The sequence below is a fragment of the Paraburkholderia youngii genome (assembly GCF_013366925.1).
GTDB classification, from domain to species: Bacteria; Pseudomonadota; Gammaproteobacteria; order Burkholderiales; family Burkholderiaceae; genus Paraburkholderia; species Paraburkholderia youngii.
In genome coordinates this window covers 831,644-855,103 of record NZ_JAALDK010000003.1, presented here as the reverse complement: position 1 = coordinate 855,103, position 23,460 = coordinate 831,644, and the positions used below count along the sequence as shown (strand labels likewise).

General features: G+C 59.6%; 16 protein-coding genes and 11 pseudogenes. 10 read left to right on the top strand and 17 right to left on the bottom strand.

Annotated features, from left to right (window positions below; genetic code table 11):
- Nucleotides 1-24 precede the first annotated feature (24 nt).
- Genes G5S42_RS42365 through tnpB (G5S42_RS42355) form a run of 3 tightly spaced genes read right to left on the bottom strand, consistent with a single transcriptional unit; the run spans nucleotide 25 to nucleotide 2,474 of the window.
- Nucleotides 25-621, bottom strand: coding sequence for a plasmid pRiA4b ORF-3 family protein (locus tag G5S42_RS42365; RefSeq protein ID WP_176112527.1), 597 nt, complete (start codon nucleotides 619-621; stop codon nucleotides 25-27).
- An 11-nt stretch (nucleotides 622-632) separates the two neighbouring features.
- Entirely contained in the window at nucleotides 633-2,177 is a 1,545-nt protein-coding gene (gene tnpC, locus G5S42_RS42360) for an IS66 family transposase (RefSeq protein ID WP_176112478.1), read from the bottom strand.
- A gap of 51 nt (nucleotides 2,178-2,228) precedes the next feature.
- Nucleotides 2,229-2,474, bottom strand: coding sequence for an IS66 family insertion sequence element accessory protein TnpB (gene tnpB, locus G5S42_RS42355; protein WP_176112477.1), 246 nt, complete (start codon nucleotides 2,472-2,474; stop codon nucleotides 2,229-2,231).
- Between the two features lie 273 nt (nucleotides 2,475-2,747).
- On the opposite strand from tnpB (G5S42_RS42355), the gene G5S42_RS42350 reads away from it, so the two are divergent.
- Both G5S42_RS42350 and G5S42_RS46005 read left to right on the top strand, forming a co-directional pair.
- Entirely contained in the window at nucleotides 2,748-2,945 is a 198-nt protein-coding gene (locus G5S42_RS42350) for a hypothetical protein (protein ID WP_176112358.1), read from the top strand.
- Nucleotides 2,923-4,020 (top strand): annotated as a pseudogene (locus tag G5S42_RS46005) (recombinase family protein); the annotation flags it as partial. The gene G5S42_RS42350 and the pseudogene G5S42_RS46005, both read left to right, overlap by 23 nt.
- A gap of 1,009 nt (nucleotides 4,021-5,029) precedes the next feature.
- Here the strand turns inward: G5S42_RS46005 and tnpB (G5S42_RS46000) are convergent.
- The gene (gene tnpB, locus G5S42_RS46000; RefSeq protein WP_376777313.1) at nucleotides 5,030-5,131 is read right to left on the bottom strand and encodes an IS66 family insertion sequence element accessory protein TnpB; all 102 of its coding nucleotides are present in this window, start codon (nucleotides 5,129-5,131) and stop codon (nucleotides 5,030-5,032) included.
- Between the two features lie 62 nt (nucleotides 5,132-5,193).
- Entirely contained in the window at nucleotides 5,194-5,625 is a 432-nt protein-coding gene (tnpA, locus tag G5S42_RS42335) for an IS66-like element accessory protein TnpA (protein ID WP_217709861.1), read from the bottom strand.
- A gap of 71 nt (nucleotides 5,626-5,696) precedes the next feature.
- Here tnpA and tnpC (G5S42_RS42330) point away from each other — a divergent pair.
- Nucleotides 5,697-6,617 (top strand): annotated as a pseudogene (tnpC, locus tag G5S42_RS42330) (IS66 family transposase); the annotation flags it as partial.
- A gap of 118 nt (nucleotides 6,618-6,735) precedes the next feature.
- Here the strand turns inward: tnpC (G5S42_RS42330) and G5S42_RS42325 are convergent.
- The 3 genes from G5S42_RS42325 to G5S42_RS42315 are packed head-to-tail and all read right to left on the bottom strand — an operon-like array spanning nucleotide 6,736 to nucleotide 9,703.
- Entirely contained in the window at nucleotides 6,736-7,731 is a 996-nt protein-coding gene (locus G5S42_RS42325) for a tyrosine-type recombinase/integrase (RefSeq protein ID WP_176112246.1), read from the bottom strand.
- The gene (locus tag G5S42_RS42320) at nucleotides 7,728-8,675 is read right to left on the bottom strand and encodes a tyrosine-type recombinase/integrase (RefSeq protein ID WP_176112476.1); all 948 of its coding nucleotides are present in this window, start codon (nucleotides 8,673-8,675) and stop codon (nucleotides 7,728-7,730) included. Before G5S42_RS42320 ends, G5S42_RS42325 begins: the two co-directional genes overlap by 4 nt.
- Complete coding sequence (locus G5S42_RS42315) at nucleotides 8,672-9,703, bottom strand: site-specific integrase (protein ID WP_246392562.1); 1,032 nt, start codon at nucleotides 9,701-9,703, stop codon at nucleotides 8,672-8,674. The genes G5S42_RS42320 and G5S42_RS42315 overlap by 4 nt, the downstream gene beginning before the upstream one ends.
- A gap of 325 nt (nucleotides 9,704-10,028) precedes the next feature.
- On the opposite strand from G5S42_RS42315, the pseudogene G5S42_RS42310 reads away from it, so the two are divergent.
- A pseudogene (locus G5S42_RS42310) lies at nucleotides 10,029-10,274 on the top strand (transposase domain-containing protein); the annotation flags it as partial.
- Nucleotides 10,275-10,307: 33 nt separating this feature from the next.
- Here G5S42_RS42310 and G5S42_RS42305 read toward each other — a convergent pair.
- Nucleotides 10,308-10,817 (bottom strand): annotated as a pseudogene (locus G5S42_RS42305) (IS6 family transposase); the annotation flags it as partial.
- A gap of 38 nt (nucleotides 10,818-10,855) precedes the next feature.
- Between G5S42_RS42305 and G5S42_RS42300 the strand changes: the two are divergent.
- Together G5S42_RS42300 and G5S42_RS42295 are read left to right on the top strand one after the other, a co-directional pair.
- Nucleotides 10,856-11,002 (top strand): annotated as a pseudogene (locus G5S42_RS42300) (transposase domain-containing protein); the annotation flags it as partial.
- Nucleotides 11,003-11,045: 43 nt separating this feature from the next.
- Nucleotides 11,046-11,238, top strand: a pseudogene (locus tag G5S42_RS42295) (integrase); the annotation flags it as partial.
- A 112-nt stretch (nucleotides 11,239-11,350) separates the two neighbouring features.
- Here G5S42_RS42295 and G5S42_RS42290 read toward each other — a convergent pair.
- From G5S42_RS42290 to G5S42_RS46130, 3 genes and pseudogenes are all read right to left on the bottom strand, one after another.
- Nucleotides 11,351-12,880, bottom strand: coding sequence for a SulP family inorganic anion transporter (locus G5S42_RS42290; protein ID WP_176112475.1), 1,530 nt, complete (start codon nucleotides 12,878-12,880; stop codon nucleotides 11,351-11,353).
- A 102-nt stretch (nucleotides 12,881-12,982) separates the two neighbouring features.
- Nucleotides 12,983-13,603, bottom strand: coding sequence for a carbonic anhydrase (locus G5S42_RS42285; protein WP_176112474.1), 621 nt, complete (start codon nucleotides 13,601-13,603; stop codon nucleotides 12,983-12,985).
- 1,061 nt (nucleotides 13,604-14,664) lie between these two features.
- Nucleotides 14,665-14,998: pseudogene (locus G5S42_RS46130) on the bottom strand (DDE-type integrase/transposase/recombinase); the annotation flags it as partial.
- Nucleotides 14,999-15,151: 153 nt separating this feature from the next.
- Here G5S42_RS46130 and G5S42_RS42275 point away from each other — a divergent pair.
- Nucleotides 15,152-15,602, top strand: a pseudogene (locus tag G5S42_RS42275) (DDE-type integrase/transposase/recombinase); the annotation flags it as partial.
- Nucleotides 15,603-15,633: 31 nt separating this feature from the next.
- Nucleotides 15,634-16,443 (top strand): IS5 family transposase, encoded by an 810-nt coding sequence (locus tag G5S42_RS42270; protein ID WP_176112473.1) that lies wholly within the window; start codon nucleotides 15,634-15,636, stop codon nucleotides 16,441-16,443.
- A 334-nt stretch (nucleotides 16,444-16,777) separates the two neighbouring features.
- Here G5S42_RS42270 and G5S42_RS42265 read toward each other — a convergent pair whose 3' ends face one another.
- The 3 genes and pseudogenes from G5S42_RS42265 to G5S42_RS42255 form a co-directional block, all read right to left on the bottom strand.
- Entirely contained in the window at nucleotides 16,778-17,803 is a 1,026-nt protein-coding gene (locus G5S42_RS42265; protein WP_176112039.1) for an IS110 family RNA-guided transposase, read from the bottom strand.
- 266 nt (nucleotides 17,804-18,069) lie between these two features.
- Nucleotides 18,070-19,023: an IS5 family transposase gene (locus tag G5S42_RS42260; RefSeq protein WP_176112472.1), complete on the bottom strand. Its 954-nt coding sequence runs from the start codon at nucleotides 19,021-19,023 to the stop codon at nucleotides 18,070-18,072.
- Nucleotides 19,024-19,284: 261 nt separating this feature from the next.
- A pseudogene (locus G5S42_RS42255) lies at nucleotides 19,285-20,365 on the bottom strand (porin).
- 422 nt (nucleotides 20,366-20,787) lie between these two features.
- Here G5S42_RS42255 and G5S42_RS42250 point away from each other — a divergent pair.
- Nucleotides 20,788-21,594 carry an IS5 family transposase gene (locus tag G5S42_RS42250; RefSeq protein ID WP_176112471.1) on the top strand — a complete coding sequence of 269 codons (807 nt, stop codon included), beginning with the start codon at nucleotides 20,788-20,790 and terminating at the stop codon, nucleotides 21,592-21,594.
- A 193-nt stretch (nucleotides 21,595-21,787) separates the two neighbouring features.
- Here the strand turns inward: G5S42_RS42250 and G5S42_RS45375 are convergent, their stop codons facing one another.
- Nucleotides 21,788-21,922, bottom strand: a complete 135-nt coding sequence (locus G5S42_RS45375; RefSeq protein ID WP_281375202.1) for a hypothetical protein — start codon at nucleotides 21,920-21,922, stop codon at nucleotides 21,788-21,790.
- 1,084 nt (nucleotides 21,923-23,006) lie between these two features.
- Between G5S42_RS45375 and G5S42_RS46125 the strand changes: the two are divergent.
- Nucleotides 23,007-23,213, top strand: a pseudogene (locus G5S42_RS46125) (IS6 family transposase); the annotation flags it as partial.
- A gap of 52 nt (nucleotides 23,214-23,265) precedes the next feature.
- Here the strand turns inward: G5S42_RS46125 and G5S42_RS45000 are convergent.
- Nucleotides 23,266-23,391, bottom strand: a pseudogene (locus G5S42_RS45000) (IS110 family transposase); the annotation flags it as partial.
- Nucleotides 23,392-23,460 lie beyond the last annotated feature (69 nt).

Here is a 23,460-nt window from a genome sequence, read left to right as displayed (position 1 = left end):
GTCAATCTGAGGCCGTCTTGACGATCAGAACTTGACCTCTGAGAACCGCTGATTCGTGAGCACGAGATCGAAGGCGGCGGGATCGAAGTTGCCGCCACACCACTCGAGGAAGTGGTCGTGCTCCTCGTGCGTCGGATCGGTGATCGCTTCGAGGAAGTCGGCATATCCCGGCACTCCACCGACATCTTCCGGTGGACACGCATTCTGCCCGTCCGTGCACAGCGGCCGGCGCATGTCTGGATCAGGCATCAGCGCCTTCTCGACCTTGATCCGATGCTGCCAGTTGTCACCGTAGTCGTAGATGTAGGTGAATGACTTCAGCCCGCCCAGCGCCTTCGCCAGCGTGACCCGTGCTTCATTGAGCATCGGTGGATCGCTCTGGAATCCGAAGTCATCAGGTTCACCATAGTTGGTTTCGCCGAAGACGAACTCGTGCAGGTGCCCGCCCTCCCAGCCCATGGCTAGTTGCAGCACGACATGCAGCTTGCCCAGCCGGATCGAGCCGGGAACGATGATTCGTCGCCAGATCGCCGGCTTGATGTACTTCAGCTCAACGCGCAGTACGTAGTCGGGCACTGGCGCCTTGACCAGGCGCACGGCAGGTTTGCGGGGTTGGACCATCGGATTGATTGTCAGGCGGCTTGCTGCTCGATGTATGCAGCCGGCTTCAGGCGCCACGGCAGCAACTCGTCGATGCGGTTGATGGGATGATCGGCGATGCGCTCAAACACCGTGCGCAGGTAGGCAAACGGCTCGATGCCGTTCAGGCGTGCCGTACCGATCAGGCTATAGATCACCGCCGCGCTTTGGCCACCGCCGTCGGAGCCAGCGAACAGATAGTTGCGCCTGCCGAGAACCAGCGGCCTGATCGCGCGCTCCGCCGTATTGTTGTCCACCTCGACGCGCCCGTCTTCGCAATAGCGTGTGAGCGCATGCCAGTGCCCCAGCGAGTACTTAATCGCCTTCGCCAGCCCCGACTTCGCCGATACCTGTGACAGCGTGTGTTCGTACCGAGCCTTCAGATCAGCGAGCAATGGGGCCGAGCGCAGCTGACGCGCAGACAGGCGCACGTCCGGCGTCTGGCCTCGAACCTCGCGTTCAACGGCATACAGCGCCCCAATTCGGCGCAGTGCTTCCTCGGCAATTGGTGAGCTGTCCAGCTTGTACAGGTCATAGAACTTGCGCCGCGCATGCGCCCAGCACCCGGCCTCGATGACCGTGCCGTCACGATACAGCGCGTCGTACCCGCTGAAGGCATCTGCCTGCAGGATTCCCGTGTAGCCCGCCAGATGTTCCCGAGGTCGCTCACCTTTGCGGTCGGGTGAGTACCTGTACCAGACGGCTGGTGGCGCGTGGCTTCCTGCCGGGCGGTCATCGCGCACATAGGTCCACAGGCGCGCCGTGCGTGTCTTGCCACGCCCCGGCTCCAGCACCGGCACGGGCGTGTCGTCGGTATGGATCTTGTCTGCGGCGCGCACGTAACCACCGAGTGCGTCGGACAGGGGTTGCAGCAGGGCAGCCGCTTCACGCACCCACGAAGCCAGTGTTGCCCGGTCCAGTTCGATGCCCGCACGGCGATAGATGCCGGCCTGCCGATATAGCGGCATATGGTCAGCGTACTTCGCGACGACGACCTGTGCGAGCAGCCCCGCACCCGCCATCGAGCGTGCTATCGGCCGCGAAGGTGCCGGCTCCTGTACTACTGCGGCACAGCGCGGGCAGCTCAGCTTCGGACGTACGTGACGCAGTACCTTGAAGTAGCCGGGCACATAGTCGAGCACCTCCGAGACGTCTTCGCCCAGCGCACGCATCTGTTTGCCGCATTCCGGGCATCCGCAGTTTGACGGCGCATGCACAACTGTTTCGCGAGGAAGATGGGCAGGGAAGTGCCGTGACTTGCGGCGCAGTGGGACAAGGTTCGTAGTGGCCGACGTATCCGCAGTCGCGTCGGCATCAGGCGCCTTCGCCGGTGCGGCCATATCTGGTTCATGAACAGGCAGCTCACCGAGCGCGAGCTGCAGCTGGTCCATCAGTTCTGTCATGCGCTCAGATGAGCGGCCATACTGCCATCGCTTCAGTCGCGAGATCTCGGCCAGCAACTGCGCGATGGTCTCGTCGCGCGAGGCAACGATGCGCTTCAGAGCGGCGATGTCATCGGGCAGATGGCTGGCTGGCATGCATGACAGTGTAAATGAAGGCCACGCGCCTGTGGGCTCCCGCACCCTGCCTTATGCCGCGTGCGTCGGCTGCCACGTCCGCTCGGGATGCCGCCAGTCAATCCCTTCGAGCAGCATCGACAGTTGGGCGGCTGACAGATGGACTGTTCCCGAGTCCGCCTGCGGCCACACGAAGCGTCCACGCTCGAGTCGTTTCGCGTACAGGTTCATGCCGTCGCCGCTCCACCATAAAATCTTGATGAGGTCACCACGCCACACGACATTCAACATACCGATCGCAAATTGTGGTGATCGCATACCGCTGGCACCCCGCCTACGGCCAGGAATACAGGCTGGTCCGCCGCACTGGGCGCCGCGGGAATCAGATGGTTCACCTCGACGTCCCGCAACAGATCTCCCGCGAACTGCCAGCCTGGATGCTCGATGCGTCGATATGCTCGGCAATGTCGCTTGGCGAACCGCAAGTGAGCGCCGAAGCGCTGGCCTTCTTGTGCCGCGTCCTGTCTGATCGGAAGCGCCACTCCGCCGCAGGAGGATCATCGAAGCCTCTGTCAACGGAAGGCCATTCCGATGAGACGACTGCAAAGAGAACCCGGCGTACAGCTTCCGCTGGAACTGCACCTGGATCCCACCTTCGACGCAGCCATAGTGGGGAATCGACGGGAGGAAGTGATCGACGCGCTCGCGGCACTTCTGCTGGAAGCGCTGGGAAAGCCGGCGAACATAACCGACCGAGGAGATCGCGATGAGCCAGAAGATCTCTGCTGATCATCTCTGCCGAGGCGCAGTGGTCTACGTCCGGCAGTCAACCATGAGCCAGGTGGTGGAGCACACGGAGAGCCAGAATCGTCAGTACGCGCTCGCCGAATCTGCACGAGCCATGGGCTTTGCTTCAGTGACGACGATCGACGATGACCTTGGACGTTCGGGTTCCGGCAGTATCGAACGTCCCGGGTTCCAGAAGCTGGTCGCGTCAGTGTGTGCAGGATCCGTTGGCGCCGTGTTCTGTCTCGAGGCTTCACGACTTGCGCGCAACGGCCGCGATTGGCACCATCTCATTGATCTTTGCGCACTGGTCGGCACGGTCGTCGTTGATCACGACGGTATTTATGACCCCAGGCTGGTCAACGATCGGCTCCTGCTCGGACTCAAAGGCACGATGTCGGAGTACGAACTCAGTCTGCTGCGGCAGCGTGGCATTGCCGCGCGTGATTCGAAGGCACGGCGAGGCGAATTGCGCTTTGCACTACCTCCGGGCTACTGCTGGAATGAGCTTGGGCAGATCGAGATGGATCCAGACGAACGGGTTGCCGAGTCCATCCGGGTGCTCTTCCGTAAGTTCCGCGAACTCGGCAGTGCCCGTCAGGTGCTGCTATGGGCCATACAATCCAATGTCAAGCTGCCTGTAACGCGGCACGGCCCCGCTGGCATCCGGATCGAATGGAGCCGGCCTGCATATCACACGGTCGTCCAGATGCTGGAACATCCGGTTTATGCTGGGGCGTATGTGTTTGGAAGGACGACGCAACGCACTGCCGTCGTCGACGGACGGGCTCGTAAGACTGAAGGCCACTCCAAGCCGATGAAGGAATGGAGCGTACTGTTGCATGACCATCACCCAGGCTATATCACGTGGGATCAGTTCGAGGAGCATCAAAGGATGATTGCCGAGAACACACATATGAAGAAGCGAGCTTCCCGCCGATCTGCTCGTGGCGGGCGGGCGTTGCTGACTGGTCTGGCGCGATGTGGCCGATGCGGTCGAATGATGCGAGTGAACTACGGAATGAGAGCCGGTCACGCGCATCGCTATTACTGCCGCGGCGACGAGGCACATGTCGGAGCGATTCTCTGTATCGGAATCGGTGGAGTACGTGTCGACAAAGCGGTGGCGGCGGCAATTCTCGAAGCGGTTTCGGAACATGCTGTGGAAGCGGCCATCCGCGCTGCAGAGCAAACATCGCGCGCAGATGACGATGTGCGTCGCGCGTTGTCCTGTGAACTCGAGGAAGCACGCTACGATGCATCTCTTGCGGCGCGCCGGTATGAGGTCGTCGATCCGACGAAGCGGTTGGTTGCACGCGAGCTTGAAACACGCTGGAATGCGGCGCTTGAACGTGTCGCTCACCTCGAAGAGCGGGCAGCGCTTCTGGACCGCGAGGTCGCAAGCCGGCCGGCGATCGACCAGGCACAGCTGATGACGCTCGCGTACGACCTCCCAGCGGCGTGGAATGCGCCGGGCACCGACATGCGGACAAAGCAGCGGCTGACCCGTATTCTCATTCAGGAAGTCGTGATTGATCTGGACGACAGCACGAATGAAGCGATCGCCACAGTCCATTGGACCGGTGGTCGGCATACGGAGCTACGCGTCGCACGCGTAAATGTTGGACGGTATCCATCCAGCCAACACTTCAGTGCTGTTGAGGTCATGCGCAAGCTTGGTGGGCAGTGGCCGGACAGGGAGCTTGCGGTGACCATGAACCGCATGCGATGCAAATCGCCAGACGGAAAGACCTGGACCACGGTTCGTGTTACCGAACTGCGTGAACGGCTGGGCATTGCGCCATTCGATCCGATGCCATCACATGCGGAGACAATCTGCGTGGAAGAGGCCTCACGGCGACTGGGAATTTACGGGAGCTCGATTCACCGTCTGATACGTGAGGGAATACTGCCTGCGACCCAACTCATGCCCTCCGCGCCCTCGGCAGGTCCCTGTTGCTGCGCTCGATTCCGAAGCCGTCAGGGAAGGTGTACGGGCTATCAAGGAACGGCGGCCGCCTCACTTCAAGGCTCAGCAGGAAGCAGAGAAGTCACTCAAGCTGCCGGGCTTCTAACCAAAGGATGCACTATGTCACGAGACTCCCACGACGCCCGCGAAACAGGAAGATGTGCCCCGAGAACGGATCACGACCGAGTGCTGACTGCACCAGCGCGGCAAGTCCATCCATGCCACGGCGCATATCGGTAACGCCCGCTGCCAGCCATACGCGGGTACCGCCTGGCGGCGCAATCATGCTGGCATCAGGCAGCGCAGCACGAGGCGCAACTGCACGGGGTCGACCATGCCCGTGACGCGTACACGGGCACCGTTCAGTTCGATCTCGATGCCCGACGCCGCCGGTACGCTCTCGCGATGTGGCTCGACAGGCTCTAGAGCGAGCGACGCCGGTTCTGCGGTCTCGCCGGTCGGTGCATCGGGTAACGCTACGGGCAGCAACACCGCTGTGCTGGGCGCCACCCCTTCAAACAGGCCCGCCCGCAGTTGCCGGCGCCACTTGAACACCATATTCGGATTCAGTCCGTGCGCCTGCGCGAGCTTGGCCACCGAAATACCCGGCTCGCACGCCGCGACGGCAACTTGCCGTCGGTACTCTGGTGTGTAATTCGGTCGGCCCTTGCGGTTCGATGATCGCGCATTCCGTGTGTCCAAAGTAGTCCCCATCACTTGAAGTAACGGGCATCACTTTGGACACCGGCATCAGCTCTGTCCATGCGGCCACGGAATGACGCTTACAGCGCACGCGCATCGGCGAGGACATCAGCGAGAAGCTCGACTACACGCCGGGCGTGTTCACCGTGGAGCGGCATATCCGTGGCAAGTGGGTGTGCAGAAACTGCGAAACACTGATGCAGACTGCGGTGCCTGCGCACGTCATCGACAAGGGCATCCCGACCGCGGGACTGCTGGCGTCAGTGCTGGTTGCCAAGTACGCTGACCACCTTCCCCTGTATCGTCAGGAGCAGATCTTTGCGCGAGCGGGCGTCGCGATACCGCGCTCGACATTGGGCGCATGGGTCGGTACGTGCGGCGTGCAACTACAACCGCTGGTCGACGCGCTGCATGAGGAAATCCTGCGGCAGGGTGTGCTGCATGCGGATGAGACGCCGGTACAGATGCTCAGTCCCGGCAAAGGCAAGACACATCGCGCGTATCTGTGGGCGTATACGCCGACGCACTACTGCGAGCTGCGCGCCGTGGTCTACGACTTCGCCGACAGCCGTGCAGGCGAACATGCCCGCGCGTTCCTCGCTGGCTGGCAGGGCAAACTGGTATGCGACGACTACAGTGGATACAAGGCTGGATTCCAGCAGGGCATCACTGAAATTGGATGTGCTGCGCACGCGAGACGCAAGTTCTTCGATCTGCACGCCAATCACAGCAGTCAGATCGCCGCGCAGGCGCTGCCGTTCTTTGCTGCGCTTTACGAGATCGAGCGCGACGCTGCAGTGCTGCAAGCCGAGGAACGCCACAAGCTTCGACAGAGCCGGGCCAAACCGGTCTGCGACGCACTTCACGAATGGATGAAGGCGCAGCGCAAGCTGGTGTCGGAAGGTTCGGCGATTGCCAAAGCGCTGGATTACAGTCTTAAACGATGGGATGCGCTGACCCGCTATCTCGATGACGGTCACGTGCCTATAGACAACAACTGGGTTCATGCCGCTAGCGGCATGAACCCAGTTATGCCGACTTCCCGATTATGCCGCGTCATGAGTCCACGCGCACAACGGTTGGGCGGATCTCTATTCCCTGTCGCTTGGAGTGTCGGCATTATCAGAGAGCCTCCAGGAAGGCGAGTAACGGATCTGGTGGTTTGTAGCGGGTCAGCGCGACACCGCTCGCCGTGGCGTGCGCGAGCGCGCGTTCCTTGAGTTGCATGTCGGCGTGCAAGTAGATCTGAGTCGTTTCCGAGGATTCGTGACCGAGCCAGAGCGCGATCACAGTCAGGTCGACGCCGTGATGCATCAGGCTCATCGCGGCCGTGTGCCGAAGCGTGTGAGGCGTTATCGATTTTTTCTTCAGCGAGGGGCACGAGAGACGCGCGATTTCGGCGTTGCGCGACACGAGTTGCTGAAGAGCGTCGGCACTGAGATGACCACCACGCGAACTGGGGAAGACCGGATCACCTGGTTCGCCTGGTTGATAGAGCAGCCATTCCTTCAGGACTGCAACAACATCCGGTCGCAGAGGAGTGCATCTCGTCTTTCTGCCTTTGCCGAGGCAACGGACGTGGGCGCCTGTACCGAGCATCACATCCTGGCGCCGGAGAGTGGTCAATTCGCTGTTGCGCAGACCCGTTTGAACCGCTACAAGAAGCAGCGCTCGGTCTCGGGTGCCGGTCCACGTTCGTACGTCAGGCGCCCCTACCAGAGCGGCGGCCTCGCTCTCTGTCAGAAACTCAACAGGGCCGTGCTCGCAGCGTTTAGATGGAATTGCAAGAACGCGCTGACACTGCAGAAACAGCGCAGGCTCGCTGACCGCGACGAACCGGAAGAAGGCATGCACGGCAGCAAGCCGCGTGTTGCGTGTCCGCACCGAATTCCCTCTGCTGTGTTCGAGGTGCCGCAGGAATTCCTCGATCAACGACACATCGAAGTCCTCGATGCGCAGCTTTGACGGCGCGCGTCCGATATGGTTCGTGGCAAACGCTAGCAGCAGCCGGAACGTATCACGGTAACTTGCCACCGTATGCGAACTTAGACCTTGCTGCTCGAGCAGGCGCTGGGTAAAGAAGCGCTGAACGAGTGATGGAAGATCGGCGGCGCTCACGACTGTTCTCCTGGACAGTTCTTGTCGAGATAGGCTGCCGCAAGTTCAAGCAATTCAGGAACCGCTTCGATGTACCAGTACGTAAGACCGACGTTGACATGCCCGAGGTAGGCGGTAAGTTTCGGCAATTCCCTACTTACGTCGAGACCGGCACGATACCACTCGACCAGCCGTCCAGTCGCGAAGCTATGCCGGAAGTCCTGGAGGCGTGGACCGTAACCATCGCGCCCATCCTCTGTCGCCGGTCGCAGACCGACAGCGCGCGACATTCTGACGAACATGCTGCGTGCAGTGCCGGGCTTCAGTCGCTTGCCGCGCTCACTAACCAGGAACGCCTCGCTCAACCGTAAAGGACAGATTTGATCGCGTTTCTGGACGTAGTGTTCGAGTGCCAACCGGGTCGACTCTGCTACAGGAACACAGCGCGATTTGCCGAACTTCGATTCCCGGATGGAGAGTATTCCGCTGACGAGGTCAACGTCGGACCGGTCGAGCCGAAACGCTTCGCCTGGCCTGAGACCCGTCGCCACAAGAAGCCCAATGAGCGTCGAATAGGTCAGTGCTCGCAAGCCGGTTCGGGATCGCAGTTGAGCGGCTCGGGCCATAAGCAGATCAATTTCGTGCTCAGTGTAAATATGCGGGGCATTGCGCCGTCTGCGGGCACTCAGGAGCCCCGCGGGGGGAATCTGGTTTCGACCGTCAATGAGGTTCATCCATCTGGCGAATCCTCTTACTTGAGAGAGGCGTCGCCCCCAGGTGGCACGTTCGACGAGTGTGGGCGTCATTGCCCAGCGCAGAGCCAGATCGGTAGTAATGAACTCAGCATCTTCATGTTCGAGAAGATCAACGAAATGGCCGAGTGCCAATGCAGGTTCGTAGAATGACGCCCCGAGAGCCCGGCGGACCGCCACGTACCGAGCGAGAGAATCGCGGATCGCAGTCATATTGAACCTCCAGCCGTGGGCCACGAGCGCGCGACCTCGCGCAGGTCCTCAAACGCCACCGTTGCATAGATCGCGGTACTGTCCGGTGAGCGGTGTCGCAAGACCTCGGCTATTTCTGCCATCGAGGCCCCATGACGAATCATCGTCGTCGCCAGACCGTGACGGAACAGATGTGCGGCGCCACGGCACGCGGGGCGGAAACCGGCACGTGCGAAGGCCTGACCAACAATCTTGCCAATCGCCCCCGGCCCCGCCAAACCAACCCGAGGTGCCAATCTGCGAAGGAAGACGCGCCGCGATGCACTCGCTTCGCGACCATCGCGGAGATATGTTGCGATTGCTTCTCCGACCTCCGATGGCAGCGGGACGTGCTCGACCATCTGCCCCTTTCCATGAACGACGAGTTCCCCCGAACGCCAGTGAATGTCGTCGAGCTCGATTGCGACGATTTCTCCGGCACGTAAGCCAAGCCGCGCCAACAACAGCAGGATTGCGTAGTCACGAAGCCCAGTCGTGGTCGACTGGTCTGCCGATGCAATGAGAGCTTCTTGCTGCTCAGGCGTGAGGAACGTTGGCACAGTTGACTGTCGCCATTTACGAACCGAAGGCACTGACTCATACAGGTCTCGTGCCGTATCGCCGCGCAGAAAGAGGAAATGGCAGAACGAGCGAAGCGCAACTGCCATCAGCCGCGTGTACTCTGCCGATCGGCCTTTGCTGCGGGCAAGAAGATGATTCCGGATCGTTACCGCGTCAAATGCATCTGGCAATAAACTTCCGTCGCCGGCCGCGTGGCTGTCGAGAAAATCGCGAATGAACGGGCCATAGACGAGCAGAGAGTTCCTCGCGAGTCCACGATCCTGCCTCAGATAGTCCACGTATCGGTCGTAAATGTGCGCGATCGCGGATTGGCGGCCCAACGTCGGCGGGCACACAATAGCTTCAGCGCGCAGATAGGCGAGAAACTGCCGTAATGTGGGACGTGCACGCTGGACACGGTCTCGTGATGCGCCGATCATGCGCTTCATAAAACGAGCCGTGACAGACTCATCAAGATCAATCAGGTCGATGCCCCTGTTCTCCATCTACCCAGAGAACGCACACAGGACTCTTCGTTTCTTGCGAAGCGATACCTCGGAGTAGTGTGCCGTCCGCAGACGATCAAGAAATGCATCGATGTGATGGACCGGCAGCCCGCCGGATTCACTGACTGTGCGTTTCGCATTCATCGGATCTCTCCTGGCCGGCGCGATAGCCAGCCTGAGAAATCATACGTTTATGCCGACACAGCATTCATGAAAGACCATACCCGCCGTCATACAGGTGCACGACGCGGCATAATCGGGAAGTCGGCATAACTGGGTCGAAAATCAGATACGTCCTTGGGCCATCGGAAGGGCCAACTGGTTGTTCGCCGGTTCGCTTCGAGCCGGCCAACGAGCCGCAGCCATCATGAGTCTGCTACGTTCAGCGCAACTGAACGGGCACGAACCGCATGCCTACCTGAAGGACGTTCTCATCCGATTGCCGACTCAAAAGGCCAGCGACATCGCAGCATTGCTGCCTCATCGCTGGCAACCGGCGGATCCCATCCGCTAGTTCAATTCGTCAAGACGGGTTTGCCGGCCGCTTACGGTTGTTCACCCGGGCCGCAGCCTTGACGAAGACGTGTTGGATGTTTGCCAGTTCGGGAATTTCGGCCTTCGCGGCCGGATAGCTGCGCAATTGATCGGTGACAATCCTTCGTGGCGCGTCGGCACAGGCGGCCAGCACGCGGTTGAAGAAGCGCTTTGCTGCGGCCTTATCGCGATGTTTCTGCAGCAGGATGTCGAGTTCGGCGCCGTGCTGGTCGACTGCCCGCCAGAGCAGATAAGGCTCACCGCGCAACGTAACGAAGACTTCGTCCAGATGCCATGTGCGCCCAGGCTTGCGGCGAGCAGCCTTGACGCGATGTGCGAAGCCCGCGCCGAATTTGTCGCACCAGCGGCGGATCGTCTCGTAACTGACAACGACACCGCGCTCGAACAGCAGTTCTTCAATATCACGCAGGCCAAGTTGGAACCGGAAATACCACCGAACCGCGAGACTAATGATTGCCGCCGGGAACCGGTGGCCGTGACAAAGCGATTTTCTTTTCTTCATCGTGACATCTTACGTGACTACCTCGCCAACGTGACAGTGCCCTCATTGGCACCGCCAAACTCAATGGCATCGATCTAGAGGCGTATCTGCGCTTCGTGCTCGCACGCATCGCCGACCCTGCGATCAACCGCATCGACGAACTCGCGCCGTGGGTCGTCTCCGATCAGCTCCGCGCCGCAGTCTGAAGATCGCGATCTCCAGTCAAGACGTTGCTGGCGACGCGCTTACGATGCAACCGGTTATCGTGCGCATCTGCGCCATCCCACTTCCCGCGCTTTGGGGGGGGGCGCCGGCACGACCGCAATCGTCGCCCGAATGGCTGCCGTTCACAGGCGAGGTGCCGCCGAATTCCATCGCCTATGCACTATCAGTTCAGGGTGCATTGTTTCGCTGGCTGATCGAGCAGCGCTACGTGCTGGCGGAAATTCGCTTCCCATCGCAACTTTCGGACGCGTTAGTGCCAGTTTTCTCGCAATGACGATCGGGCCTGCTAGACCCGTTCGTCATGGATCGCATTCACTGTTGGCGTGCGGTCAGACGCTTGAGCGCGTTGCAGGAGGTAGCACCGTAGCGGCGTCTCGCACCTCCACCGCGATCGACCGCAGTGGCGCCTCGGCAATGAAACGGTCTAGCAGTTCGCGCACGTCGTGGTCGATGAAATCGGCGCGGGTTGTGTCGACGATGAGGGTCGCCCGATCCGGGATATGCGCTAGCATCTCCTTGAGCGCCACCTTGCCGAGAAACGACACATCCTTGCGAAACGAGAGCAGGAAATGGTCGTCGTGTCGCGCGAGGGCAATAGGCCGATGCAGATTCGCCCACAACGCGAACGCGGCGCTGCACAGCACGCCGAGGACAATTCCGGTGAGCAGATCGATGGCGAGCACCCCGATGATCGTTACAATGAATGGAGTGAACGATGCCGCTCCCTGTTTCGCGAGCGTAATCAACAGCGACGGTCTGGCGAGCTTGAAGCCGGTTTGAATGAGAATGGCGGCCAGACTCGCGAGCGGAATCAGGTTGATCGCATCCGTGAGCGCGAACATGCTGACGAGGAGCAGCGCGCCGTGCACGATTGCGGAGAGCCGGCTTCGCGCGCCGGCGTGGACGTTGGCCGAACTGCGGACGATGACGGATGTGATGGGCAATCCCCCGATGACACCTGCCACCATATTGCCGACCCCTTGCGCTTTGAGTTCGCGATTCGGTGGTGCGACGCGACGCTGCGGGTCGATCTGCTCGACGGCTTCGAGGCTCAGGAGCGTTTCTAGACTGGCGACAACGGCAAGCGTCAAGGCGACGATCCATATTTCCGGATCCACAAGGCGCGCGAAGCTCAACCCGAACTCAGGGAAATGCAAGGCGTCGCCAAGCGCCGCGAACGATTTGATGGCCGGCAACGCTACGCGGTGCTCAGGTGGTAACGCGAGCGTGGCGCCTAGCGCGCCGCAAACCAGCGTCGCGCTTACGCCCGCAACTACGACGACAAGCGGCGCGGGCACGAACCGCACTAGCGCGAAGCGTCTCAATGTATGCGTGTCCCAGGCCGCAAGGATGGCGAGCGAGATGGCGGCGACAGTACAGACGATGGGCGAGATGGATGCAAGCGCGCCTGCCAACGATTCGGTGTTGCGACCCGACGTCAGACCGACTGCAAGTGGGATCTGCTTGATGATCAGCAGCAGTCCGATGGCGGCGAGCATTCCCTTGATGACGGGTGTGGGCACATACGAGGCGAGCTGGCCGGCCCGAAGCGTGCCGAAGCCGAACTGGATGACACCCGAGAGCAGCAATGCAATAAGGAATGCAGAGAAACTACCGAGACGCCCGATGCCGTCGACGACGATCACGACGAGGCCCGCGGCGGGGCCGCTCACACTGAGGGACGATCCGCTGAGCAAGGCAACGACGATGCCACCAACGATGCCAGACACCAGCCCGGCTAGCGGCTCTGCGCCGGAGGCTTCTGCAATGCCGAGACACAACGGCAGCGCGACAAGAAAGACTACAGCGCCGGCAGCGAGGTCACGTAGAAGCGCAGACGGGAAAGCTCTCGAAGTCATGATGGAAGCGAAAAATAGTGAAGGGTGGATACCGCGACGCCAAACTTGTGCGACTGCGATTTTTTGGTGAACGAGGTAAGCGGAGCGATCTGGAGCGACGGGTCAGACGGGGGCGATTGCCTTCGTTGTTTCAGGCTCATAGCCCGAGTCGAGTTCGCGCAACTGGCCGTCGTTCAGTGAAAAGATCCAGCCGTGCACAAGGGGAGAGGGTGCACGCTCACGCACGAGCGGATGCTCGCGCAGCAGGCGTACCTGTTCGAGTACATTAAGTTCGACGAGCCGGTTGATGCGTGCCTCTTCCGATGGCAGGCGAGCGAGCGCCGCGTGATGCGTGTGTGCGAGCGCGCAAAGCGGCCTGATGCGGCGGTTGAAGTGCGGCAGGGCGTCGGCTGGCGGAAGTAGCGAGGCGCGCACGCCCCCGCATCCGTAGTGCCCGCAGACAATGATGTGCGCGACCCGCAGCTCACACACAGCATATTCGAGCACGCTCATGGTGTTGTCGTCGTCGAGATGAAGAAGGTTAGCGATGTTGCGATGAACGAACAGATCCCCCGGCGCGCAGTGGGTGATGGTTTCGGCGGGTACGCGGCTATCTGAACAGCCAATCCAGAGCACTTGCGGTTTCTGCCCCATGGCTAGAGCGCGAAACAAGTTTGGTTCGCGCCGTCCCATTTCTTGGGCCCACGCGACATTGGCGACGAGCATGCGTTTTGGAAGATTCACGAGTCGAGACTCCAATCAGGTTGTTGGCTTCGATCAATGCTTGCGAATAGCCTTCTATCAAGAAAATGGCCGGTCGCTCGAAAAAAGAAACCGGAACGATGCCAATAAGTAGCGCGGACTTCGCCGTCTCCCGTCAATCAACCTAAGCAGTGCGCCCGTCCCCGCCGGCATACACTAGGAGAGTGCTCGCACATAGGGAAAATCAGCGGGCGACCGCTCTGGAGCTGGAGACGGGCTACTGCGCAGGAAACGTTCTCCGCGCCTTGCCGTGATCCGATGGACTGGTCTTGATATCCCCTGGCATCTATCTATGACGACGACGCGCCGGCCATTCGGCCGCGCGGGGTCGTCCCGTGGCAGTATGCATGAGCGTCCTCTCCGATCGCCCACGCTAGGCGTTTCATTTCCAGCGTTTCCTTGCTAAGCGGGTGTTACAACTGAAGAGGTCCTTGATGGTGGCTGAGAACACCGATGCCGACAGGACTGACTCAGCAGCTTGTGCTAGCGGCCAAAGTGTTTTCGCGAGGTTCCTTGCCAGCCAAAAATTTGATCGACGGACGCCGTGCCGACTGCCATTTGTCCTCGCCCCGGCAGAAGATTCCTCCATGATGGCGATCTCATACAGTGTTGTGCGCCAACAGTTGGTGTTGGTTGAGCTTGATGAGAATTTCGATGCATTTGGTCCAGTCATTAAGGTTTCCTTAACAGAAAAGTCTATTGGATATTGTAGGCGAGTCATTGTGTCGCAATTGTGTCGTCGAATACCATAGGATACCAACTGCGCTTTAGAGATATTGATCAGATATAGCAAAACAGACCTCAATAGGGACCTGCGCAAGCATAAATTAATTTGATGACCTCCTTCTCGGTAGTCTCGCTTGGTCGGCACTGTCACGTTGCCGGGATGGTCGAGTAAAGTCGTGGGATGAAGAATGCAAAGTCGCTTTGCCACGATCACCGCTTTCCGGTGGCGGTCATCAGACACGCAGTCCGGTGGTACTTCCGGTTTCAGCTCAGCCTGCGCGACATCGAGGCACGCTCATTCCGATCCCGATCGACCCCTTCCGGAAGAGGCGCTTTGCTGCGGCCTTATCGCGCCGATTTTGCACCAGCACGTCGAGTTCAGCGCCGTGCTCGTCGCAACAGCTACCGCTTGCCGCGCAGCGTCACGAACATCTCGTCCGGATGCCATTGCTGCCCGGCTTGGGCCGCGCTGCTTTGGCGCGCTGGGAGAATCGAGCGCCAAAGCAGCGCGCCATCAGCGGATCGTCTCATAGTGACCGCGACACCCCGTTCGAGCCACACCTCGTCGACGTCCAGAAGGCTCAGGCTGCCCCGAAAACCTCACCGACCCGCCCGGCTGTGCCCGTGACAAAGCGATTTCGCTTTCTTCACCACTTCATTCTGTCGCTGGCCTACCGTCAACCTGACAATGCCAGTGCAAGTTGAGATGCACCACTAAGTGCAGCGTTCCTCTGTGAGTATTAAAAAATTCCCATATAACCCATCAAAAAAAGTTGATGGCGTGTAGCCGGTCTACTGGTTATCAAATTCGGCGCAGGGTTCGCAGATTGCGTCAAAGCTGCTCGCCGCAAACCCGGCCGCACATAGAATCTTGACGAAGTCTCCGTTACGTTGCTCGGCGAGTGTTATCTGCTCCCTGGCGGGCAGTCGGCCAGCACGGCGCCGAACTCGACATCCTGCTGCAGAAACGTCGCGATAAGGCCGCGTAGCAAAGCGCTTGTTCAACCGCGTGCTGGCAGCCTGTCTCGACGCGCCACGAAGGATGGTCATCGAGCAGTTGCGCAGCTATCCGGCCGCGAAGGCCGAAATTCCCGAACTGGCAAACATCAAACATGTCTTCGTCAAAGCCAGTGCTCGGGTGAACAACCGCGCCGAAGACAGCCATCAACCTACGCGTGAGCGGGAGCGCCGGATGCGTGGTTTCCGCGATCCGGATCGCACACAACCGTTCTTATCGAGCTTAGAGCGTGTTAGGAACTTCGATTGAGACCTGGTATCCTGGCGGGATGAAAACAACCGACCGCAAAGGGTATCCGACTGATGTGTCGGGTGAGGAATGGAGTTTCGCGGCGCCGTATCTGACGCTGATGGACGTTGACGCGCCCCAGCGCAAATACGAACTGCGCGACATGTTTGATGCATTGCGCTGGATGGCTCGTGCCGGCGCGCCGTGGAGGATGCTGCCCAATGATTTCCCGCCGTGGGAGCTGGTGTATCAGCAGACTCAACGCTGGTTGCAGGCTGGCTGCTTTGAGAGCATGGTGAGTGACCTGCGCTCGGTGATACGCGTGGCACAGGGCCGTCGGGGACAGCCCAGCGCGGTCATCCTCGATGGCCGCACGATACAGTCGACCTGCGAGAGCGGCCCGCGTGCGGGTTATGACGGTTATAAGCGCAAGCGCGGTAGTAAGGTACATATTGCAGCAGACACGCTGGGACAGTTGCTGGCGGTGCACGTGACCCCAGCCAATGAACAGGAGCGCGCACAGGTAGCGGAGCTTGCGCGGCAGGTCCAGCAGGTAACGGGACGAACGGTCAAGGTGGCATTTGCCGATCAGGGATACACGGGCAAAGAGCCAGCGCAGGCTGCGTTCGACGAGGGCATTGACCTTCAGGTGATCAAACTCGAAGAAACGAAAAAGGGTTTCGTTCTGCTCCCCCGCCGGTGGGTGGTCGAGCGCAGCTTTGGCTGGCTCAACCGTTTCCGGCGTCTCGCACGTGACTATGAACGGCTCCCCGAAACTCTCGCTGGGCTTCATTTCGTCTTCGCAATGCTCATGCTTGTCCACGCCGTGTCAGTACTTCAAAGTTCCTAACACGCTACAAGGGCTTCCCCGTTGAGCACAAGCTCAATCGAGGTTCGCTGTTGATACATGCTGCAATGCCGCGCTGGTGCGTGTGAGAAGGTGAAGGACTGCGGTTCTACAACCGGTCATGTTGGACCAATGGTCCGGACCCTGATGAAAGACGCGCGCAGAGGCCTCATTCTCTAGCCGGGAATGGATATCCCCGCCGTGTTATTCAGGTACGCTCCGCGCGGGTCCAACCCGCTTCACATCACCGCTGGCAGTGCAAAGTGATCGTTTCTATGTGCTCATGATGTCTGCGCCCGTTTCCCGTTGCAGGTTGGCCGACAGCCTCGAATCGGAGTCAGTCTGCCACTGGTTCGAGCTTGAAGTCATCACCATATTTCAGCACAGCCCACGCCAATCTCGCGTTCTTTGCGGCTATCGCGATGGCTGCCCGCCAGTAGCCCCGGCGCTCGACTAGGGTTCGGGCCCATCGGCTGAAGCGATCCTGTTTCTCGCCGAGGTTAGCAATGACAGCGCGGGCACCGTTGACCAGCAGGCCGCGCAGATAGGCGTCACCTGCTTTCGTAATGCTGCCCAGCCGCGCCTTACCGCCGCTGCTATATTGACCGGGCGTAAGTCCGATCCAGGCTGCCACCTGTCGGCCGTTTCTGAAGTCGTGCCCGGCACCAATACTGGCGAGCAGCGCACTTGCCGTGGTTGGGCCGATGCCGCGCAACTGCATCAGCCTCTTGCTACGCGCGTCCTCACGCGCGATCTCAGCGATCGCACGGTCGTATTCGAGCAGGCGATCCTCGATATGGCCGGCATGCTCAAGCAGATCGCTGATACTGCGCTTTGCCCAGCCAGGCAATGTGTCCAGATGTTCCGTGATGTACCTGCGCAATTTGTCCGGGCTCTGTGGCAGCACCACGCCGAATTCCCAGAGCAGGCCTCGCAACCGGTTGTAGGTCGCTGTCCTCTCTTCGACGAAACCTTGTCGTGTCCGATGCAGGCAAAGCGTTGCCTGCTGATGTTCGTCCTTCAGCGGCACAAAACGCATGCTCGGGCGCGTCACCGCTTCGCAGATTGCAGCAGCATCCGCCGCGTCGTTCTTGCCGCGCTTGCCCGACATGCGATAAGGCGCGACAAGATTGGGCGCCATGAGCTTGACCGTATGGCCGTGCCGCTGGAACATGCGGGCCCAGTGATGCGCGCCGGAGCACGCTTCCATGCCAATGAGGCACGCAGGCAACTGTGCGATCAACGTCGCCAGCTGATCGCGCGGAACACGCGGCTTGATCAGCATCGCCTTACCGGTCTCGTCCACACCGTGAACGGCAAATACATTCTTGGCAAGATCGATTCCGACAGTGATAATAGCCATGGACTTCCCCTCTCGCAGGTGTCGATGAACGTTCGCAACTTCATCCTGGCACATTGATGCCGACTCGCGGCTTCCGCCGCAGCCTCGGGACGGGGAAGTCCCTTTCATTCTCTAGGGAAGGTCTGCACAACTCGTTTTCAGAGAGTTGGCCGTTTGCCACTTGCGTCGTATCAGCCATGAGAGTCTGCTGGCAGGTTGGTCGCCTGGCTTTTTGAAGCGTGACGACCACTGTTTGCCGAGATTCGCGGCCTGAATCTGCGAGCGTTTCAAGCGTTCCACAAAGCCTTGCGTGCCATCCACAGGTTGCCCAGAGCAAATAGTGTCGTGATCTGGGCGGTGTTCTTCATCAACCCCCGGTACCGGGTCTTCGTATAGCCAAACTGCTGTTTGAGGACGCGGAACGGATGTTCAACCTTGGCGCGGATGCCGGCCTTCAGGCGTTCAATCTGATCGAATATCGCGTCCAGCCGATCGGTTAGGTCCAGTTGTCTGCGCCTGCCTGGTCGCATCGCGACATGCCAGCGAACCGCGCTTACCTGGCAGCGCTTTTCGATACCCTGATATCCGGCGTCAGCGTACACATCCATTTCCTGGCCGTGCAACAGCGCTTCGGCCGCATTGATGTCATGAACGTTGGCGGCTGTGCCGATGACCGTGTGGACCAGGCCCGACTCTGCGTCCACGCCGACGTGCGCTTTCATCCCGAAGTACCATTGATTTCCCTTCTTCGTCTGGTGCATTTCCGGGTCCCGTGTACCAGAGCCGTTCTTCGTCGAAGTGGGTGCGGAAATCAAGGTAGCGTCGACCGCCGACCCCACCTTCAGCATCAAGCCTTTCTCGCTCAGGATCTCATTGACCAGCGTGAGCATCTGCGCAGCCAGGCCGTGCGTTTCGAGAAGGTGACGGAACCGGAGAATCGTGCTCTCGTCCGGCAAACGCGTCATACCCTCGTCCAGCCCAGCAAATTCACGATACAGCGGCACGTCATAAAGCGCCTCTTCCATCGCCGGGTCTGACAGACCAAACCACTGCTGCATGAAGTAGATCTGCAGCATCGTCGCAATAGGAAACGGCGGCCTTCCAGTCTTACCCCTTGGATAGTGCGGTTCGATCAACGCAATCAACCTCGACCATGGCACAACGCGCCTCATCTCATCGAGAAATTCCCGCTTGCGCGTGCGTTTCGTTGAAAGATCCAGACCAAGACCAAGCTGTGTCATCGAGGTACCCCTTAAACCTGCCTTCTCCCAGGATAGTCCACCGAGACGTCAACGCCAGGACTTTTGCAGACCTTCCCTAGTTCCTATCGCGCGCTCTTCGTTTCTAGTTCAAGTGAAAAGTAGGTGACGTTGAGCGTCTTAATTTCTTCGCAGCGGACTGGGCCGTCCGCCAGCAACGCGCGAACGTCCCGCACCGGCACCGGCTCTCCGCCTAACCTCGCGTTGATGTCGCAATCAGCATAGAGGGCGTCCAGATGTCGTTTAGAACCTCGTCTGCAAGCCGACGCGACCGATCAACTGCGACGGACCGCTCGACGCGACCATCACGTCGTTGATCTGTGCGTTCGCCCCTTGGTTCGTGCGCTGGTAGCCGGCAGCCACGTAAACGCTGGTTTGCTTCGACAGGAAGTACTTCAGCGTGCCGGTGAGCTGATGTGCGTGGTTGTTGTCGACTACCTGATTGCCCTTCATGTACATATACGCACCGCTCAACACCCACTCTGGCGCCATCAACCACATGCCACCCAGCTCCGCCTGCCAGACCGACGCGCCGTTCATTTCGTTACGCACCGCCGTATAGAGCGCGTTCACAGTCACCGGACCGAAGGTATAGTGCGCACCGGCGCCCCAGTTGCGCACGCTGACCTGCGCGCCTGAGACAGCCGTCTTCACCTGCGTATAGGCAGCATTTGCCCCGAATGCGCCGTGGATGTAGTTCAGGCCTACGCTCACCCCGCTGTTCGAGCCGAACGATCCCGCCACGCCGCCAAAGCCGTACATGGCGCCAGCCGAAAGGCCGCCGAAGCTCGGCCTCGCATACTTGACTGAACTGTGGATAGGTCTAGATCCCCCAATGCCATCCCATTCGAACGCGCCCGTCGGATTGTTCGGCAACGCGAGTTTCCCAAACGGTCCATTGCGGAAGTCGTAGACGCCCTGCGCGTAGATCGCGCCATCATCCATGACCGAAGAATAGCAAATCGATCATGAAATCGTACTGGTTGCCTAAAGTAAGCCGGCCGAGGTGATCGTCGTCCAGTCCGACGAACGCGTTACGGGTGAACAGGCTGCCGCCGGGCATCAATGTACCCGTGCCGAGTTCGAACTGGCTCGTGAGATCGAAGACGGCGCGCGTGCCGCCTCCTAGGTCTTCCTTGCCGAGAAATCTCAGCAGGTTCGGCACAGCAATGCCGTCATCGAACTTGACGACGTGGCTACCGCCTTCATTGCTGACGTAGGAGACGCCGCCATCCAGCATACCGGTGAGTGTGACACTGCTCTGTGCGTAGGTATCGCACATGAACAGCAGGCTTGTGGCAAACAAGAAGGCTTTCATTTTCATCGGCGATCTCCATTTCTTACTTCCTGTGACCCAGGTTTCGTGTCACACCGACGCCATCTGTGTGTCGGCACTGGCATGAATTCGAATGTGTGAGCGCTTTGCACGACGCCCTCCCGTACACCCGGTCGCGGCTATCGGTGTTGTTACACCAAGGCGCGGAAAAGTCTCGGTGAGGAACAACTTCCACTGCCCGCAACGAGGCGCCGAACGCGAAAGTCAGCGTGATCGGCAAGCTGAAATACTGCGCGACGAAACCCGCCATCGCCGGCGCGAGACCACCGCCGAACGAGCCGGCGAATCCGCCAAAGCCGATGCCGAGACGACGAATCCCATCTGCTGCGTTCAAAGATGCACGAGATAGGTCGGCACCATCGCGTTAGACGGTGTTATGAACTTTCGGCCAGACTTGGTACCCTGGCGGGATGAAAAAACGCAGACCCTACCCAACGGATGTATCGGATGAAGAGTGGTACTTCGCCGCTCCGTATCTGACCTTGATGAACAAGGACGCACTGCAGCGCCGCTACGAACTGCGCGAGATGTTCAACGCGCTGCGCTGGATCGTACGTGCGGGTGCCCCATGGCGTTTGTTGCCCAATGACTTTCCGCCATGGGAGTTGATCTACCAGCAGACGCAACGCTGGATTCAGGCGGGCTGCTTCGAGGCCATGGTGAGCGATTTGCGCTCGATCATCCGGGTCGCCCAGGATCGCCGTGGTCAACCCAGCGCGGTCATCCTCGATGGCCGTACGCTGCTGTCGACGTGCGAAAGCGGCGCACGCGCAGGCTACGACGGGTACAAGCGCAAGAAAGGCAGCAAGGTACATATGGCGGTGGACACGTTGGGACAACTTCTCGCGGTGCATGTGACGCCGGCCAACGAGCAGGAGCGCGCGCAGGTTGGAGAACTGGCGCGTCAGGTTCAGCAGGCCACGGGCCAGACGGTCAAGGTGGCGTTCGCGGATCAGGGATATACCGGCGAAGAGCCCGCACAGGCGGCGCTTGACGAGGGGATTGAACTTCAGGTCATCAAGCTGCCGGAGGCGAAAAAGGGGTTCGTGCTGTTGCCGTGCCGCTGGGTGGTCGAGCGCAGCTTCGGCTGGCTCAACCGCTTCCGCCGACTGGCAAGAGACTACGAGCGATTGCCTGAAACCTTGGCTGGCTTGCATTTCGTCGTATTCTCCGTGCTTATGCTCGTCCACTTTGCAGCCCTTAACAAAAGTACATAACACCTTCTAAACCACGAAAGTACCGTCGTTCGCGCACAGGATCGCCAGCGTCGCTAGCCACACGTTGGGACTGCCGAAGAATTCGGTCAAGCGCCGCTCGGCTCTGCACCGAGCGGCGCTGCACAACTCGCCCTTTCGCTTCTCCGGCAGCGTGCGCGAAATCAGAATGATGCACCGCGGAAATCACGAACACCTAATAATCATGTGTGGCAACAGCAGCGCAAACATCCAGCGGTCCCATCCCGACCAGGATCAGTTCTTTTACTTCGCATACTGAACCATCATTTTTTTCGAGATCGATCAGTTCTTTTGCAAACGTATAGCTCACTGCTTCTCTCCTGCCGGGCGTGTCCATTTTATTTATGCCGGATATTCGTTATATAGAATAAGTGCTTTGTAAAAAACGCAACGATTTGAGTTTAAGGGATAACACTGAAATGACAGCCGCGAGTGCGGGACAGCGGCCGTACAAGATCGGGCCTCGCGTGGACGGATTCCGGGCATCCAGGACCACCCTGACCGTCGCGTCAACAGGGTGGGGGCATTTGTTGACGTGATATAATTTTGCACCTCCGCTTCACACCGTCTGCCGGCAACAGATAGAATGCGACGGTGGTCAGTTGCGTGCCTTAGGTCGTTATAAGCCAACATTATGCTCGCGTGCCGCCTCTTGCTATTGACAACTCGTGGGACGGCTGAGGTCGATATGTCGGTGGTTCTGTGCCAGACAGCGCGTATTTGTGTCTGCCGAAAGCATCGAGCGTGGCCGTTGGCGCGAGCGCTGAGTCTAACCATGGATTTCTCCTCTTGTTTGCGTGGCGTGAGACGCGCAAGTGTCGTACCAATCCAAAAATGCTTGCCCAACAACGAGATCACTCTTCAACGCGTTGTTTCATTCCTGACATTGTCGAAAATCTGACAAGGTCCCACACGCGCGTGGTTGTTACCATATAACGGCCTTCCAATCCGCTGACGTGAGATAGGACCAACGCGAACAACTTTGATGTCCATGTCGCGGTCCATAGTGGAGACGAGGCCCGCGCCCTTTGCGGTGTCGAGGGTCGTCGCTGTCGAATTGAATGTAGTTGGTGACGTTCATGCTTTTCACTCTTATTTAGTGGTAGCCATGTTCGTCCCAAAGGCACGGCGGAAAGCGGCGCGTACCGCAGGCTGGAGCGTGAGCGGCAAAGGCGACGACGAATTCCGACGTGAAGGCGAGCGCCATCCCCATCAAACGCCGGACAGCCCGACAACGAAAAGGCTCGCCGCGTCGGCGCCAAGTCGTCCCGTGAGGATAACGTCGAGGTCGGCATCTGAAGGAAAGAGAACCAAGGCGGCGATCGCGACTACACCCTCTCGATCAGTAAGCTTGCCACTGTCACGTTGCTGAATTGGTCGAGTAAGATCGCGTGATGAAGGATGGAAAATCGCTTTATCACGGTTATCGTCTTCCACTGCGGTCATCAGCTGCGCGGTGTGGCGGTACTACCTGTTTCAGTTGAGGCTGCACGACATCAAGGAACTGCTGTTCGAAGCCGAGGTTATCGTCAGCCACGAAACGGTCTGCACGCCGGTGCGATAAATTCGGTGCGTGTTTCGTGCACCGTGTAAGCGGCGCGTCGTGAGCCTTGGCCTCTCGAACTCGCGTGCCCAGTGATGCGCGCCGGGTCAACTGTCCATCCCGATAAGACAAGGAGGTAAAGATGCCACACCTTCAAGCAACCGAGTGCGGCGAATTTCCGGGCCTACCAATTCGGGCTTGCCGGTCGCCGGCAGCGCACAGACATTCGTGGCCAGATCAAAATCCTAGCTTTACGATTGCCGTGGACTGCCCCTTCGAGGGAGTTAATAGAGTGCGAGAACCAC

Bases quoted from the DNA above. Each gene is read 5' to 3' on its own strand.
- G5S42_RS42365 (WP_176112527.1), bottom strand. From the start codon at position 621: ATGGTCCAACCCCGCAAACCTGCCGTGCGCCTGGTCAAGGCGCCAGTG.
- tnpC (WP_176112478.1), bottom strand. From the start codon at position 2,177: ATGCCAGCCAGCCATCTGCCCGATGACATCGCCGCTCTGAAGCGCATC.
- tnpB (WP_176112477.1), bottom strand. From the start codon at position 2,474: ATGCGATCACCACAATTTGCGATCGGTATGTTGAATGTCGTGTGGCGT.
- G5S42_RS42350 (WP_176112358.1), top strand. From the start codon at position 2,748: ATGAGACGACTGCAAAGAGAACCCGGCGTACAGCTTCCGCTGGAACTG.
- tnpB (WP_376777313.1), bottom strand. From the start codon at position 5,131: ATGGATGGACTTGCCGCGCTGGTGCAGTCAGCACTCGGTCGTGATCCG.
- tnpA (WP_217709861.1), bottom strand. From the start codon at position 5,625: ATGGGGACTACTTTGGACACACGGAATGCGCGATCATCGAACCGCAAG.
- G5S42_RS42320 (WP_176112476.1), bottom strand. From the start codon at position 8,675: ATGACTGCGATCCGCGATTCTCTCGCTCGGTACGTGGCGGTCCGCCGG.
- G5S42_RS42315 (WP_246392562.1), bottom strand. From the start codon at position 9,703: ATGAAGCGCATGATCGGCGCATCACGAGACCGTGTCCAGCGTGCACGT.
- G5S42_RS42290 (WP_176112475.1), bottom strand. From the start codon at position 12,880: ATGACTTCGAGAGCTTTCCCGTCTGCGCTTCTACGTGACCTCGCTGCC.
- G5S42_RS42270 (WP_176112473.1), top strand. From the start codon at position 15,634: ATGAAAACAACCGACCGCAAAGGGTATCCGACTGATGTGTCGGGTGAG.
- G5S42_RS42265 (WP_176112039.1), bottom strand. From the start codon at position 17,803: ATGGCTATTATCACTGTCGGAATCGATCTTGCCAAGAATGTATTTGCC.
- G5S42_RS42260 (WP_176112472.1), bottom strand. From the start codon at position 19,023: ATGACACAGCTTGGTCTTGGTCTGGATCTTTCAACGAAACGCACGCGC.
- G5S42_RS42250 (WP_176112471.1), top strand. From the start codon at position 20,788: ATGAAAAAACGCAGACCCTACCCAACGGATGTATCGGATGAAGAGTGG.